12 protein-coding genes and 1 pseudogene are annotated in these 15,605 nt (G+C 70.3%); 7 read left to right on the forward strand and 6 right to left on the reverse strand.

The features are described from left to right. Nucleotides 1-38: 38 nt before the first annotated feature. From KQY30_RS28145 to KQY30_RS28160, 4 genes are all read left to right on the forward strand, one after another. Nucleotides 39-407 carry an Asp23/Gls24 family envelope stress response protein gene (locus tag KQY30_RS28145; RefSeq protein WP_217311369.1) on the forward strand — a complete coding sequence of 123 codons (369 nt, stop codon included), beginning with the start codon at nt 39-41 and terminating at the stop codon, nt 405-407. Beyond that, nucleotides 404-1,123, forward strand: a complete 720-nt coding sequence (locus tag KQY30_RS28150; RefSeq protein ID WP_254407358.1) for a DUF6286 domain-containing protein — start codon at nt 404-406, stop codon at nt 1,121-1,123. Before KQY30_RS28145 ends, KQY30_RS28150 begins: the two co-directional genes overlap by 4 nt. Nucleotides 1,124-1,127: 4 nt before the next feature. Further along, the gene (gene amaP, locus KQY30_RS28155) at nt 1,128-1,706 is read left to right on the forward strand and encodes an alkaline shock response membrane anchor protein AmaP (RefSeq protein WP_217309249.1); all 579 of its coding nucleotides are present in this window, start codon (nt 1,128-1,130) and stop codon (nt 1,704-1,706) included. Nucleotides 1,707-1,847: 141 nt separating this feature from the next. Then, the gene (locus tag KQY30_RS28160) at nt 1,848-2,378 is read left to right on the forward strand and encodes a hypothetical protein (protein ID WP_217309250.1); all 531 of its coding nucleotides are present in this window, start codon (nt 1,848-1,850) and stop codon (nt 2,376-2,378) included. A 304-nt stretch (nt 2,379-2,682) separates the two neighbouring features. On the opposite strand, the gene KQY30_RS28165 is transcribed toward KQY30_RS28160, so the two are convergent. From KQY30_RS28165 to KQY30_RS28185, 5 genes and pseudogenes are all read right to left on the reverse strand, one after another. Beyond that, nucleotides 2,683-3,438, reverse strand: a complete 756-nt coding sequence (locus KQY30_RS28165; protein ID WP_217309251.1) for an SDR family oxidoreductase — start codon at nt 3,436-3,438, stop codon at nt 2,683-2,685. 4 nt (nt 3,439-3,442) lie between these two features. After that, nucleotides 3,443-5,263: a glycoside hydrolase family 15 protein gene (locus KQY30_RS28170; RefSeq protein WP_217309252.1), complete on the reverse strand. Its 1,821-nt coding sequence runs from the start codon at nt 5,261-5,263 to the stop codon at nt 3,443-3,445. 189 nt (nt 5,264-5,452) lie between these two features. Further along, a pseudogene (locus KQY30_RS28175) lies at nt 5,453-6,258 on the reverse strand (SURF1 family protein). Between the two features lie 118 nt (nt 6,259-6,376). Next, complete coding sequence (locus tag KQY30_RS28180) at nt 6,377-7,417, reverse strand: DEDDh family exonuclease (protein WP_217309253.1); 1,041 nt, start codon at nt 7,415-7,417, stop codon at nt 6,377-6,379. A gap of 117 nt (nt 7,418-7,534) precedes the next feature. Next, nucleotides 7,535-10,606 carry an NACHT domain-containing NTPase gene (locus KQY30_RS28185; protein ID WP_367997446.1) on the reverse strand — a complete coding sequence of 1,024 codons (3,072 nt, stop codon included), beginning with the start codon at nt 10,604-10,606 and terminating at the stop codon, nt 7,535-7,537. Nucleotides 10,607-10,733: 127 nt separating this feature from the next. Here KQY30_RS28185 and KQY30_RS28190 point away from each other — a divergent pair, with 127 nt between their 5' ends. Beyond that, nucleotides 10,734-11,633 (forward strand): sterol desaturase family protein, encoded by a 900-nt coding sequence (locus tag KQY30_RS28190; RefSeq protein ID WP_217309255.1) that lies wholly within the window; start codon nt 10,734-10,736, stop codon nt 11,631-11,633. Between the two features lie 21 nt (nt 11,634-11,654). Here the strand turns inward: KQY30_RS28190 and KQY30_RS28195 are convergent, their stop codons facing one another. Continuing rightward, nucleotides 11,655-13,226, reverse strand: a complete 1,572-nt coding sequence (locus KQY30_RS28195) for a S8 family serine peptidase (RefSeq protein ID WP_217309256.1) — start codon at nt 13,224-13,226, stop codon at nt 11,655-11,657. Nucleotides 13,227-13,533: 307 nt separating this feature from the next. Here KQY30_RS28195 and KQY30_RS28200 point away from each other — a divergent pair, with 307 nt between their 5' ends. Both KQY30_RS28200 and KQY30_RS28205 read left to right on the forward strand, forming a co-directional pair. Then, entirely contained in the window at nt 13,534-13,929 is a 396-nt protein-coding gene (locus tag KQY30_RS28200) for a DUF485 domain-containing protein (RefSeq protein ID WP_217309257.1), read from the forward strand. Between the two features lie 8 nt (nt 13,930-13,937). After that, a complete protein-coding gene (locus KQY30_RS28205; protein WP_217311371.1) occupies nt 13,938-15,578 on the forward strand; it encodes a cation acetate symporter in 1,641 nt (546 codons plus the stop codon). Nucleotides 15,579-15,605: the final 27 nt, after the last annotated feature.

Genomic DNA, 15,605 nt, shown 5'->3' on the forward strand with positions numbered 1-15,605 from the left:
GGGTGGCCGGTGACGTGATCGGCGGTACGGCCGACGGCATGGCGGGTGACCGGCTTCCGGCCGGTGAACGGGTCGTGGCCGGTGAGCGGGGGGCGACCACGATCGCCGACCGGGTGGTCGCCAAGATCGCCGCGCAGGCGGCGCGGGAGGCGCTTCCCACGGGTGTGCCGGAAGGGGGCGCCCCGCCGCATGCCACGGTCACGGTGCAGCGCGGGATCGCGTACGTACGGGTCGGGGTCGAGCTGGACTATCCGTCCGACATCGGGGAACAGTGCGGTGCGGTACGGGCCCGGGTCGCGCAGCGGGTGCGGGCGCTGGCGGGGATGGACGTACCGGAGGTGGTGGTGCGGGTGGACCGGCTGCACTCGGTCCAGGCGCGGCTGACGGCGTTGGGGAGGGTGCGATGAGCGATACGGGGAAGGGGCCGGGGGCCGAGGGGGCGCCCGGCCGGGAGCCGGTGAGCGGTTCTCCGGGCGGGCCGGAGCGGGGCGGCGGGCGGGGCGGTCCGCTGGTGCTGGACCAGTCGGACTCCGCGACCCGGTACGAGCCCCGGCCGACGCTCTCCCCCGAGGAGGACCACAAGGGCCGCCGCTTCTGGTCCGCGCGCCGTATCCCCGCGGCGCTGACCGCCCTGGTCGTGCTGGGGGCCGGCGGGTTGGTGCTGTACGACGTCGCGGCGGTACGGGCGGGCCGGCCCGCGATGTACTGGCGCCGTCGGCTCGCCGACGAGCTGGCCGGGCGGTCGCTCGACAGCACCTGGGTCCTGGTCGCCGCGTGCGTCGCGATGGCGCTCGGGCTGTGGCTGATCGTGCTCGCCCTCACCCCGGGGCTGCGCCGGGTGCTGCCGATGCGCCGGGGCATCACGGACGTACGGGCCGGGATCGACCGGGACGCCGCCGCGCTGGCGCTGCGCGACCGGGCCATGGAGGTCTCCGGGGTGCAGTCCGCGCGGGTACGGGTGGGCCGCTCCCGGGTGACGGCGCGCGCCCTCTCCCACTTCCGCGAACTCGACGCGGTACGGGCCGACCTGGACGAGGTGCTGGCCAACGGCATCGGCGAACTGGGCCTGGCGAGGCCGCCGGTGCTGACGGTACGGGTGCGCAGGCCGGTGAAGAAGGGGTGACGGGATGATCCGGGTGGTGAACCGCGTACTGCTGGCACTGATCGGCCTGGCGCTGCTGTGCGCGGGGGGCGGGGTGCTGGCGCGGGGGCTGGGGTGGGCGGTGCCGGCCTGGTGGCCGTACAACAGTCCGCACGATGTCCTGCTGAGCGACGCGAACCGCGCGCGGTACCGGAGTGACCCCTGGTTCTGGCCGATCGTCATCGGGGGCCTGGCGGTGCTGGTGGTTCTGGCGGTGTGGTGGCTGCTGGCCCAACTGCGGCGGGCGCGGCTGGCGGAGGTGCTGGTCGACAGCGGCGACGGGCAGGGCGCGCTGTTGCGGGGGCGCGCGATGGAGAGCGTCCTGGCGGACGAGGCGGAGTCCCTGGACGGCGTGGCACGCGCCAATGTCCGCCTGACGGGGCGCCGTTCGGCGCCGTCGGCGCGGATCCGGCTGCTGCTGGAGCCGCATGCGTCGCCGTCGGAGTCGCTGAACCGTCTGGCGACGGAGACGCTGACGCGTGCGAAGGAGTCGTCGGGGCTGTCGTCGTTCCCGGCGGAGGTCCGCCTGCGCGCGGCCCGCCACACCCCAGAACGAGTCACCTGACCCGTCCCCGCCGCTGCGTGTGCTTTCCCCCGCCCCGGCGCACTGCCGGGCGTCGGCCGCGGCGCGGCGCTTTCCCGGAACGCGGGGCCTTGCCGGCCCGGGATACACTGCTCCGCCCCGCCCCGACCGGAGGTCATCTCAGTGGTTCCCGCACGGGTACTTGCCGGTGCCCCGTTGGCTTTGGTGATTCTCGCCCTGTCCGGCTGCTCTTTCCCCTGGGGCTGCACCGACACGACGGCGGAGCGCGGTGAGGCCGGTGTCAGGGTGCAGGTCGAGGACACGTCGGGGCAGCTTCTCGGCGTCACCGCCGAGATTGTTGAGTGGCGCCTTCAGCCCCACCCGCAGGTGCCCTCCGAAGGGGACCGGGTCCACTTCCGCTACCGCTTCGACGGCGCCGATGACATATCCGGCCCTGGAGTGGACGCCTGCGCGGTCGATCAGGAGCGCGTGGCGTTGGGGTGTCAGACGGTTTATTCGTCCGGGGCGCGGCCCGGGCCCGACGGTGCCGTCACGGGCGACGAGTGGCTCGCCGTTGAGCACCCTGAGCAGGTTGCCGGAGTGCTGTTGATCCCCAATGACCAGTCCTACGACCGACGAACCTGCGAGGTGGACATCAAGGACGGTGGCGGGACGCATCCTCCGAAGCCAGCCGGCGTGGGGGACCAGCTATAAGGAGTCAAGGCGGCTGAGCACGAGGCATGGGTCTGCCCCGGACTCGCGCCCGGCACAGCGACGAGCGGTTGACCCGGGCCGGGCCAGGTCCGGCGCCGGGTATGCCGCCGGTCAGCGTGTGTAAGCAGCCGACGCCGCAACCCGCTCCGCCCGTGCGGTGTGCCGGTCCGGCGGACCGGGCGCTGCCCCGTACCCCCCGGTTCGGGATGGGGCGGGGCGGGGAGATGCCCCGCGCAGCGGCATACGGGGCATACCCGGCAGGGGCGGAGCGGCACCCGGGGCGCAGGCCCCGGGATGGGGCGGGTCAGAAGCCGTGACGGGCGCCGCCGTCCACCGGAAGCATGATGCCCGTCAGATACGACGCCGCCGGCGACAGCAGAAACGCCGCAGTTTTCCCGAACTCCTCCGCCCGCCCGTACCGCCGCATCGGTATGCGCGCGCTCGCCGCCGCCCGCGCCCCCTCCTCATCCCCCGACAACGCGTCCAGTTCACGCACACGATCCGTGTCGATGCGGTACGGCAGCAGCCCCAGCACCCTGATCCCGCGCGGACCCAGCTCGTACGCCAGGGACTTCGCGAAGCCCGCCAGCCCCGGCCGCAGGCCGTTCGAGATCGTCAGGCCCGGGATCGTCTCGTGGACCGAGGCCGACAGGACGAAGCCGATGACACCCCCGTCGCCCAGCTCCGCCGCCGCCTCGCGCGCCAGCCGTACCGCCCCGAGGAAGACCGACTCGAACGAATCCCTCCACTGCTCGTCCGTATTGCCCGTGGGCGACCCCGGCGGCGGGCCCCCGACACTGATGAGGATGCCGTCGAAGCCCCCGAACTCCCGCCGCGCCGTCGCGATCAGATGCCCCGCCAGCTCCGGGTCCGCGTTGTCCCCGGCCACCCCGTACGCGTCGGGGCCCATCGCCGCCGCGGCCTTCGCTACACGCTGCTCGTCACGCCCGGAGACGACGACCTTCGCGCCGTCCGCCACCAGTGCCTCCGCGCTCGCGCGGCCCAGCCCCCGCGACGCACCCGTTATGACATAGACACGGTCTTTCAGCCCAAGCTCCATGGGCCTATCCTGCCGTGCACTCCCCGGCCAGCGTCAGGGCGGTCGTCACAAGTCCGATATGGCTGAACGCCTGGGGAAAGTTGCCGAGATGGCGACGCGTCACCGGGTCGTACTCCTCGGAGAGCAGCCCCACGTCGTTCCGCAGCGCGAGCAGCCGCTCGAACAGTTCCCTGGCCTCCTTCGTACGCCCCGTCATATGCAGCGCGTCGGCCAGCCAGAACGAACAGGCCAGGAACGCCCCTTCCTCGCCCGGCAGCCCGTCCACCTCCACGAGCCCGTCCGCACCCCCGAGTTCATCCGCGTCGGCCGCGCCGCTGTACCGGCGCAGCAGACCGCCGTGCCCCAGCTCCGCCCGTACCGCGTCGACCGTACCGATCACCCGCGGATCGTCCGGCGGCAGAAACCCCACCCGTGGAATGAGCAGCGTCGCCGCGTCCAGCTCGGCGGAACCGTACGACTGCGTAAAGGTGTTCCGCACCGGGTCGTACCCCCGCTCGCACACTTCCCGGTGCACCTCGTCCCGCATCGCCCGCCACCGGTCCGGGTCCCCGATGAGCCGTGCGTCTCTCTCCAGGGTCTTCGCGGCCCGGTCCGCGGCGACCCACGCCATCACTTTGGAGTGCACGAAGTGCCGGCGCCCTCCCCGTACCTCCCACAGCCCCTCGTCCGGCTCACGCCACTTCGACTCCAGGAAGTCCAGCAACGTCATCTCCAGCCGCCAGGCGTGCAGTTTCGGCGGAATACCGGCCCCCCGCACGACATGGAGCGAGTCGATGACCTCCCCGTACACATCGAGCTGGAGCTGGTCGACCGCGCTGTTGCCGGTACGCACCGGAGCTGAGCGCTCGTATCCGCTCAGCCAGGGCAGCTCGCACTCCGGCAGCCGCCGTTCGCCCGCCAGTCCGTACATGATCTGGAGGTCGGCCGGATCGCCTGCGACCGCGCGCAGCAGCCAGTCCCGCCAGGCCGCCGCCTCCTCCAGATAACCGGCCGACAGCAGCGCGCCCAGCGTCAGGGTCGAGTCGCGCAGCCAGCAGTAGCGGTAGTCCCAGTTGCGCACACCGCCCAGGTGCTCCGGCAGGGAGGTGGTGGCCGCGGCGACGATGCCGCCCGTCGGAGCGTACGTCAGCGCCTTGAGCGTGATGAGGGAGCGCATGACGGCGGCACGGTACGGACCTCCGTACCGGCAGCGCGCCGCCCACTCCGCCCAGTCGTCCAGGCACTGCGCCAGCGATTCGAACGGGTCGACGCGCGGCGGGCGCTCCTCGTGCGAGGGGTGCCAGGTGAGCACGAACGCGACCCGCTCACCCGTGGCGACGGTGAACGACGAGCGGGTGCTGAACTGCTGCCCCCAGGTCCTGACCGCCGGCTCGCTGCGCAGCCATACGGAGTCGGGGCCCGCGACCGCCAGCCGATGGCCCTCCGCGCGCCGCATCCAGGGGACGACGGAACCGAAGTCGAAGCGCAGCCGCACGGTGGCGCTCATCTCGACCGAGCCGCTGACGCCCTCGATGATCCGCACGATGTCGGGGGCGAGATCGCGCTGCGGCATGAAGTCGATGACCTTCACCGTGCCGGTGCCGGTCTCCCACACGGATTCAAGGACCAGCGTCTCGCCGAGATAGCCACGCCGGGTGCAGTCCCCGGCGCCCGTGGGGGCGATCCGCCAGTGGCCGTTCTCCTCGCTGCCGAGCAGCGCGGCGAAGCAGGCGGCCGAGTCGAAGCGGGGGAGGCACAGCCAGTCGATGGAACCGTTCCTGCCGACCAGGGCGGCGGTCTGGAGATCGCCGATGAGCGCGTAGTCCTCGATGCGTAGCGTGGTCACGCCAGGGCTGTTCCCGAAGCGCCGGAGCGCTAAGCAGGGCGGCGGGGCGAGGGCACGGGGCGCGGGGACACGGGTGGTGACGGGCGGTGATCGTCGGGCGAGCCGATGGTCCGACGGTCGTACTGTCGTGCGATCGGGTCGCCCTACGGTCGGTCTGCCGTACGGTCGGGCTGTCCGGCCGTACGACCATCAGGCGGTCGCGGGCGCGCGCTCCGGCTCGGACCCGGCCTCGGACGTTTCCCGCCCCGCCGCCGCGGCCCGGTCGCGCTTCTCACGCCGTACGAGAATCACCCAGCCGAGGGGTACCGCGGCGGCGAACAGCCACCACTGAACGGCGTACGCCATGTGCGGTCCGATCGAGCTGTCGTCCGGCGTGGGGATCTGCTCGGGGGACCCGCCGGCCGGTACGGGAGCGGTCAGCTCGACATAGCCGCCCAGGACCGTACGGCCCAGGGCCTTCTGCTGCCGCTCGCTGTTGATCAGCATCACCTGGCGCGGCGGCAGGTCCTGTACGTCCCTGATCCCGGTGACCGCCGACGTCTCGTCGGCCTTCAGCCGGCCGGTGACGGTGACCTCGCCCTTGGGCGCGGCCGGAATGTCGGGGAACGCGTGCTGGTCGCCGGGGAGGGGATCCATCCGCGGTTGACGATGACGGCCCGCCCGTCGCTCATGATCAGCGGGGTGAGGACGTGATAGCCGACCTGGTCGTCGGCGGAGGTCCTGCGGCGTACGACGACCTCGTGCGCGGTGTCGAACCGGCCGGTGGCGGTGACCGTACGCCAGTAGTCCGCGCGCGGGACGGTGTGCCCGGGGGAGGTCAGCTCGGTGACCGGTACGGGCTTCGCCTTGAGGTTGTCCGCGATCAGGGAGTTCTGGGCGACCCGGTGCTCGTGCCGGTGAAGCTGCCAGAAGCCCAGCTCGATCATCGCGGGGATGAGGGCGAGCGCGAGCAGGGTGAGGATCACCCACTGCCGGGACAACAGGAAGCGGTACACGCCATCGACCGTACCCGGCGGCCGGTGGCCGCCGGACGGCGGGTCGGTTGTGGACGATCCGGACAGGGCAGAGAGCGGGGCGGCGGGCACGGAAGGGATGCGCGTGGGTCGCGGCCGGTCACCCGTCCGTGGGCGCGGGTACGGACGCGGGTACGGACCCCGGCGCGGCGGCCGGCGCGGGCACCGGGCCACGCGCCGGGGCCACGTCCCGCAGCAACTGCGTGAAGGCCGCCTCGTCCATCACCGGCGTACCGAACGACGCCGCCTTGACCGTCTTGGACGTCGAGGAGTCCGGGTCATTGGTCACCAGCAGGCTCGTCAGCCGCGACACACTCGTCGCCACATGCAGCCCCGCCTCGATCGCCCGGTCCTCCAGCAGCTCCCGGTCGACCGAGGTGTCGCCCGAGAACGCCACCCGCATCCCCTGCACCAGCGTCCCGCCCGGCTCGTACCGCCCGGGGTTCGGATACGGACAGGCGGGCCGCTTGCGCGAGGGTCGCCAGCTCGTCGGCCGGTACGCCGGCTGATGGCCGACGCGCGGCCGCGCCGGGGCGTCCGACCACTCGGTGAGCGGCCGGCACTCCAGCAGCGGCAGCCGTACGCCGTCCCGCGCGGCGGTGTGCAGGCTCGGCCGGAACGCCTCGGCCAGCACGCGCGCGTCGTCGAGCGCGTGGTGCGCCCGCCGCTGTACGACACCGAAGTGCGCGGCGAGCGTCTCCAGTTTGTGATTGGGCAGGGGCAGGCCCAGCTCCTTGGAGAGCGCGATGGTGCACAGCCGCTGCCGGGTGGGCGCGGCCCGGCCCGCGCGCGCGTACTCCCGGGCGATCATCGACCAGTCGAAGATGGCGTTGTGCGCCACGAGCACCCGCCCGTCGAGCCGCTCGGCCAGCTCCCCGGCCACGTCGCGGAAGAGCGGTGCCTCGGCCAGCACCTCGCTGGTGAGCCCGTGGATCCACACGGGCCCCGGGTCGCGCTCCGGGTTGACCAGCGTGTACCAGTGGTCCTCGACCTCGCCCCGCGCGTCCAGACGATAGACGGCAGCGGACACTATCCGGTCGTCGCGCGCGAGTCCGGTGGTCTCCACGTCGACGACCGCGTACCCCTGGGGGTAGGCGGCCGGCCATGTCGCTGAGGTCGTCAGGTCGTCGAGCATGGTCACAGAGAATACGTCCCGCCACCGACAAACCTGACGCCCGGTCGGCCCGTCGCACCGGAACCCGCCACCCCGTCAAGCCCGTTGGGGAGCTGGTGAACCGACCTGCCGAGGGCCCTGACCTCACCGGATGATCCGACCGGGCGGGAAGAGATCTTCTCCGGTGACAGGGGTGTCGTTGTTCGTGAGTGTGATGGTCAGGTTCTCAAGGTCGGCGAGCGGACTCAGATCGAGCGGAGGTCCTGTCTGCGCACATGAAGAAAGATCGAGAGAGATGAGGGCGGGCAGATCACGGAGTGGGCCAAGCCCATGCGGAATTTCGCACTCCCATAAAAAGAGTGTCTCCAGACTGGCGAGATGGCCGATATGTCTGAGGTCGAGCTGGTGTTGGTGCTGGAGGTGCAGGAACTCCAGTCCCATCAGGGAGGAATGCTCGCTGAGCTGACGGATCTGAGCGGTGCCGGACAGAGCAAGGAACCGGAGCCTGGGCCAGCGTTCTATGCCTTCGAGGTTCACATAGCTCGCTTGGCGATAGAGGGAAAGATGAGTGAGCTGAGGCCCCATCGGCAGCTCGCCCACACTCTCGACGAGCAGAGGGTAGGAGAACGTGATGTGCCGGAGGTCCGGCATGTCACGCAGCGACTCCAACGAGATCTCGTGGTGCACGTCGTACAGAAAGATGTCCGTGGTCCCGAGACCGGTCAGTGCGGTCAGGTCTCGTACCGCGGAGTTGCGTCCGAGGGTGAACTCCGGAAGGTGCGAAAGGGATGCGAGGGCGGACAGATCGGTGAGCGCGTCATTGTTGATGAGAAAGATGCCCTCTGGGTTCTCCAGCGTGAGCAGGGGCGTGAGATCCGTGTGATTTCCACTGACCTCCACTCGACGAGCTTTGGGGATATATCGCAATGCCCGAAGCTGTTCCGGAGTCCGTACGCGGAGGAAGGTTCTTCTCCAGTCCTGCGCGGACAGAACGGCCTCGGCATACGCCTCGCTCTTGAACGAGCCCCATGCGAGGGATATCTGGCGTGCAACCATTGGTCGCGCGTCCTCGCGGAAGCGCGACACCACTTCGAAAGCAGCGTCCCCCTTGACGAGCGCCGCTGTTCGCACCACCGCCGCCGCAGTGTGCTCTTCCAGCTCCGCCGGGCCCGGCAGCAATTCGAGTACCAATTCGCCCGCCTTCGCCAACTCCTCCGCCTCCTGGAGACTCCGCGGCGGGATCAGTTCCCCCGTCCGCGCCTCCACCTCCGCCCGTACCCCCGGATCCAGCTCCGGCGCGTGTTCCAGGCACGCCGCCGCCACCAGGACCAGCCGGTGCCGCAGCCTCGGCGCGCGGTCGGCACGGCGCAGCAACTGCCGTAGCAGCCGTGCCCGTTCGTCCGGCCGTGCGTGGCCCACCGCCATCCGCACCACGTCGTCCCACTGGTCGTCATGCGCGTTCTTGACCAGCACACCGAAGTCGCGGCTCTCGACCGCCGCCTTCGCGCCCAGGTAGTCCTGGAAGGTCCGGTGGACGAAGTCGACGGCCCCCGGCATTGGTTCGCGCAGCAGGCCGCTGCGGATCAGCAGATGGGCGAAGACCTGTTCCGCGTCGCCCTCCACCTGAGGCATGGCGGCGAGCCACTCGCCGACCATCTCCACGGCTTCCTCGCGCGCCGCTTCCACCTGCCCGTTGCGGATCAGCCAGTACGCCAGCCGTTGCAGTAACGCCGTTTGCTCGTCCCGGGTCAGATTCACGCCCTCGACGCCCAGGATCTCGCGCTCGGTGTCCCGGCGTACGAGCAGCATCTCCAGGGCCGCGTCGTACAACTCCTTCCTGGCCCGGGGCAGTTGCATACGGCGGTCCCGGTTCAGGGCGCACAGCAGGGCACACATCAGCGGGTTCGTCGCCAGCCGTCCGAGGTCCCGGCGGGTCATCACCGCCTGGAGGAGGGACATCTCGTACGTGTCGAGCTGCGCCTGTTCGGCGTCGGAGGCGCATTCCAGCCGTGCCGCACGATGCCAGTGACCCACGAACGACTTGATGTCGTCGCGCTCCATCGGCAGCAGCGAATGCGGAACGAAACCCTGCCCCGACAGCCAGTCCTCCGGCACCGCCGACGGCCGGGTCGTCACCACGTACCGGGCCCGGGGAAACGCGGCCACCAGGGACTTCAGCCAGGCTTCGGTGCGGGCCCGCAGCCGCGTCGGAACCTCGTCCACGCCGTCGACGAGGACCAGCGCCCGCCCCTCCGTGAGGAGGTCCTCCGCCCACCCGGCCGGCGCGGTCAGCGGCACGCCCGAGGCCCGCAGGAAGTCCTCCGGCATCGGCAGTGACTCCGATGCCGTGAACGCGCGCAGACGCAGGACGAAGGGCACGCAGCGGTTCCAGTCGGCGAGTTCGGGATGGAAGGTCCGCCGGGCCGCGTTCAGTGCCAGCCACTGCACCAGCGTGCTCTTGCCCGAGCCGGCCGGGCCGCGCAGCAGCAGTCGGTCCGTGGTCGTCAGCGCCTGTTCGGCGGTGACGGTCGTCGGGCCCGTGCGCGGTAGCCCGAGCCCCCTGCGCTCGCCGCTCACCGACAGACTGATGTACGCGGTGTCCAGCGGCCAGTCCCGCTTCGACCGGCCCAGCGTCAGCCCGAACAGCTCCAGCCGCCCATGGGTATGGGCCACATACTCGCCGTACCGCTGCTCGAAGGCGAGCGCCGCCGCGTCCGGCCGCGGGCCCACCCGCTCCCGTACGTCCTCGATCAGCTCATGCGTCCGGCTCGTCGCCCTGGTCTGCTCGACCGCCGCGCGCGCGGCGAACGAGGGGTGCGATGTGAGCTGTTCGACCACATGCGCGCAGCACAGGCCGAGCAGCTCCTCGTACAGGCCATCGGCGGGGCCCGGACACGGTGCCCGTAACTCCGCCGCGAGCCGCGCCGGATCCAGGTCCAGGGCGAACAGCCGCTCGGGCGTCAGCTCGCCCGCCGCCGCGAAGGAGGACCGTACGGCGTCGAGGGCCGCCAGGCGCTCGTTCTCCGGCAGTCGCGCGTACGACTCCTTCAGCCTGCCCGCGAGCACCTTCGCCAGCCGGTCCGGCGACGCGGGTTTCGGCAGCGGGCGTACGGGAGAGGCCACGAGGCCCGCGCCGGGCTTCGGCAGCAGTACCGACTTGGCGACCGCGCCCATGACCGTACCCGCGAGACGCGCCGCCACAACTTCCAGGCTCACTGAGACCGTTCCTCCCCCGACGACAGCTCGTCGGCAACACGGTCTGACAGGATCCCACGGCACCGCTCGCATACTTGTCGGTAACGACATCTGGCCGGGCGCCCGCGGCCGCCTCTACCGTGCTCGCATGCCGTCGAACCTGCCCGATGTCGTGCTGTGGTCGATACCCGCGTTCGTGCTGCTCACCGTGGTGGAGATGGTGAGTTGCCGGTTCCGTCCCGATGAGGACGCCGAGGGGTACGCGGTCAAGGACAGCGTCACCAGTGTCACCATGGGGCTCGGCAGTCTGGTCTTCGATCTGTTGTGGAAGCTGCCGATCGTCGCGGTCTACACGGCGGTTTACGCGCTGACCCCGCTGCGGGTGCCGGTGGTGTGGTGGACCGTTCCACTGATGCTGCTCGCGCAGGACTTCTTCTACTACTGGTCGCACCGCGGGCACCATGTCGTGCGGATCCTGTGGGCCTGTCATGTGGTGCACCACTCCAGCCGCAAGTTCAATCTGACGACGGCGCTGCGGCAGCCCTGGACCTCGCTGACGGTGTGGCCGTTCTACGTGCCGCTCATCGCGTGCGGGGTGCATCCGGCGGCGCTCGCGTTCTGTTCGTCCGCGAACCTCGTCTATCAGTTCTGGGTGCACACCGAGCGGATCGACAGGCTGCCGCGGGCGTTCGAGTACGTACTGAACACGCCGTCCCACCACCGGGTGCACCACGCGTCCCAAGGCGGCTATCTGGACCGGAACTTCGGCGGGATCCTGATTGTCTGGGACCGGCTGTTCGGATCGTTCGTGGCCGAGACCGAGCGGCCCGTCTACGGGCTCACCAAGAACATCGCGACGTACAACCCGCTGCGGGTCGCCACCCATGAGTACGCGGCCATCGCCCGCGACGTACGGGCCGCGCGCGGCTGGCGCGAGCGGGTCGGGCATGTGGTGCGCGGGCCCGGCTGGCAGCCCGTACGAGCCGTGTCCGCGCCGCTCGCGGCGGAAACGGACGCGGGCCGCCCCGGAGGACGGCCCGCGCTGTGATGTGACGGTGGTGCGCCGTGCCTACTTGCGCACCGCGTCCAGGGCGTCGACCAGACCGGCCCCGTAGAAGCTGTTGTAGTGCTTGCCGCCCTCGCAGACGGCGTCGACGGTGCCGTCACCGTCGATGTCGTACGGCGTCGTGCAGGGCACGTCGTCCGCCTGCGTGGTCAGCAGCGCCTTGATGAGCGCCGGCGAGGCGTGCGGGTGCGTCGACTTGAGGAGCGCGGCGACACCCGCGACATGCGGGGAGGCCATCGACGTACCGGCCATGTAACCCCAGTTGCCGCCGGGCAGCGGGCCGAGGATCAGACCGCTGGTGGCCGGCGGGGCCGGGGTCTGGTAACGGGTCGAGTCGCCGCCCGGGGCCGCGATGTCGATGACACCGTAACCGTGGTTGGAGAACGAGGACTTCAGGCCCTTGGCGCCGGTGGAGGCGACGGTGACCACACCCGGCAACTGGGTCGGGATGTCGAAGCACTCGGACGGGTCGATGACCCGCTCGCCCGGGGTGGAGTCGTTCGGGCTGACCGGGTCGGTGATCGAGTCGGCCGCGAGGTCGTAGTTCTCGTTGCCCGCCGCGGCCACATTGACCGTGCCCTTGCTCTCGGCGTACCGCGTGGCGCGGGTGATCGCCTCGACGAGGGCCTTCTGGTCCGGGTCGTTCTTGCAGTTGAAGTACCACGGGTCGGTGTAGTAGCTGTTGTTCGTCACATCGACGCCGTGCTCGGCGGCCCAGACGAAGCCGCAGACGACGGCCTCGGTGTAGAAGAAGCCGGCCGTCGTGGAGACCTTGATGCCGGACACCTTCACACCCGGCGCGACACCGGTGACGCCCACGCCGTTCTTGGCGGCGGCGATCTCACCGGCGACATGGGTGCCGTGCGGGCTCTCCTCGGCGCTCGGACGCCAGGCGCCGTCCGTCGTGTCGGGCTTGCCGCCCACGCAGTTGACCGACGCGCGGCGGTCGAAGTTCGGCGCGATGTCCGGGTGCGTGTCATCGACTCCGGTGTCAATGACAGCGACCGTGACGTCCCTGCTGCCCAGAGTCTTCTCGTGCGCCTTGTCCGCCTTGATGGCGGGCAGGTCCCACTGCAACGGCTCCAGCGGGTCCTGTGCGAGGGGCGCCCCGCCCTTGGCCGTCCGCGCCGCGTTCGCCTTCTTCGCGGAGTCGGCCGCGAGCGCGACCTCCTCGGCGGTCAGGGCACGGGGCGTACCGACGTCCGTGGTGGACTGCGCGGGCAGCGGTGCGGTGCGGGTGGCACCGGCCGAGTCCACGCCCCTCGCCTTGCGTATCGCCTGGGCGAAGTCCGGGTTCTGCGAGGTGACGACGATGACACCTATCTGGTCATAGCTGGTGACCACAGTGCCGCCGGCCCGGTCGATCGCCTTCTCGACCGACTTGACGGTGGAGTGTCCACCACGGGTGTTGACGACGTACGACAGCTTCGGGCCGTCCGTGGCGACCGCGTCGGAACCGCCGCCGGCCGGTACGGCCGTGGCCGTGGTGGCAGGCAGGAAACCGAGCGAGACGGTGAGCGCCAGACCTACGGGCAGCGCGAGTACGCGCTGCCGTCTGGATCCCAGATGAGCCATGGGTTCTCCACATCATCCGTGAGACCGCCCCCGCGCAGGCTTGCGCGTAGACGGGTACATGACGAGCGAAGTTATCGCTGATCATTGGTGCTGTTCAATCACTTCTGAATCATTTCCAGAACAAAAAGACCGGTGTTGAACCGCTTCGCCCTGCCTCCCGTGCCGTTGTCAGGGGGACGAGTGACAATCCGCCCCCCGAGAGGTCCCCATGGCCCACCCGACAGCCGACTCGACCGCCGGTCCGACAGCCGGCCCGACGGCCGCCCCGACTGCCGACCCGACCGCACCCGCGTCACGAGGAGATTCCGTGGCTACCGATGCACCGCCGCCCGAGGGCGGTACGGACACCAGCCCAGCCCCGACCACACCGGACAGGACCACGACGGCCCAGCCCACGACGGCCCAGTTCGTCGAGGTGCAGGAGAGCGAGGAGTTCGGCGAACTGCGCCGTACGTACCGCTCCTTCGCCTTCCCGCTGACCATCGCCTTCATCGCCTGGTACCTGCTGTACGTCCTGCTGTCCAACTACGCGGGCGGCTTCATGGGCACCAAGCTCTTCGGCAACATCAATGTCGCGCTGGTCCTCGGCCTGGCGCAGTTCGCCACCACGTTCCTCATCGCCTGGTACTACGCCCGGCACGCCTCTCGCAAGCTCGACCCGAAGGCGGATGCCATCAAGTCCCGTATGGAGGCGGACGCGTGAGCCACTCGATCCAGCTCCTCAGCCAGCCGGCCCCGCTCCAGCTCGCCGCCGCCTCGGACGCCAGCGAGCACCGGCCCCTGATCATCACCCTCTTCGCGCTCTTCGTCGCCGCGACCCTGGTCATCACCGTCTGGGCCGGCCGGCAGACCAAGAACGCGTCCGACTTCTACGCGGGCGGACGGCAGTTCTCCGGTTTCCAGAACGGACTCGCGGTCTCCGGCGACTACATGTCCGCCGCCTCCTTCCTCGGTATCGCCGGCGCCATCGCCCTCTTCGGCTACGACGGCTTCCTCTACTCCATCGGCTTCCTGGTCGCCTGGCTCGTGGCGCTGCTGCTCGTCGCCGAACCGCTGCGCAACTCCGGCCGTTACACGATGGGTGACGTCCTCGCGTACCGGATGCGCCAGCGGCCCGTCCGTACCGCGGCCGGCACCTCGACCATCGTCGTCTCGATCTTCTATCTGCTGGCGCAGATGGCCGGTGCGGGCGTGCTCGTCTCGCTGCTGCTCGGTATCACCAGCGACGCCGGGAAGATCGCCATCGTGGCGCTGGTCGGTCTGCTGATGATCGTGTACGTCACCATCGGCGGTATGAAGGGCACCACCTGGGTGCAGATGGTCAAGGCCGTCCTGCTGATCGCGGGCACTCTGCTCATCACCTTCCTGATCCTGCTGAAGTTCGACTTCAACCTCTCGGACCTGCTGGGCACGGCGGCGAGCAACAGCGGGAAGGGAGCCGCGTTCCTGGAGCCCGGCCTCAAGTACGGTGCCACCGCCACCTCGAAGCTGGACTTCATCTCCCTCGGCATCGCGCTGGTCCTCGGTACGGCGGGACTGCCGCACATCCTGATCCGCTTCTACACCGTGCCCACCGCCAAGGCCGCCCGCAAGTCGGTGATCTGGGCCATCGGCATCATCGGAGCGTTCTATCTGATGACGATCGTGCTCGGCTTCGGCGCCGCCGCGCTGCTCAAGCAGGACGACATCATCGCCTCCAACAAGGCGGGCAACACGGCCGCTCCACTGGCCGCACTGGAGATCGGCGGCGGCGCCGACTCGACCGGGGGAGCGATCCTGCTGGCCGTGATCTCGGCGGTCGCGTTCGCCACCATCCTGGCGGTGGTCGCCGGACTGACGCTGGCGTCCTCGTCGTCGTTCGCGCACGACATCTACGCCAATGTCATCCGGAAGGGTCAGGCGAGCGAGAAGGAGGAGGTCCGCGCGGCCCGTTGGGCGACCGTCGCCATCGGTGTGGTCTCGATCGCGCTCGGCGCGCTCGCCCGCGATCTGAATGTGGCCGGTCTGGTCGCGCTCGCCTTCGCGGTGGCCGCCTCGGCCAATCTGCCGACCATCCTCTACAGCCTGTTCTGGAAGCGTTTCACCACGCAGGGAGCCCTCTGGTCGATCTACGGAGGCCTGTCCTCGTCCGTGCTGCTGGTGCTGTTCTCACCGGTCGTCTCGGGCAAGGCCACCTCGATGTTCCCCGATGTGGACTTCCACTTCTTCCCGCTGGAGAACCCGGGGCTGATCTCGATCCCGCTGGGCTTCCTGCTCGGCTGGCTGGGCACCGTACTGTCCAAGGAGGAGCCGGACCGGGGGAAGTACGCGGAGCTGGAGGTCAAGTCGCTCACCGGCACCGCGGCCCACTGAGCTTCCTGGCCGTACGGGAGCTTCCTG

Origin of the sequence: Streptomyces sp. GMY02 (genome assembly GCF_019056675.1) — a bacterium.
Taxonomy (GTDB): domain Bacteria; phylum Actinomycetota; class Actinomycetes; order Streptomycetales; family Streptomycetaceae; genus Streptomyces; species Streptomyces odonnellii.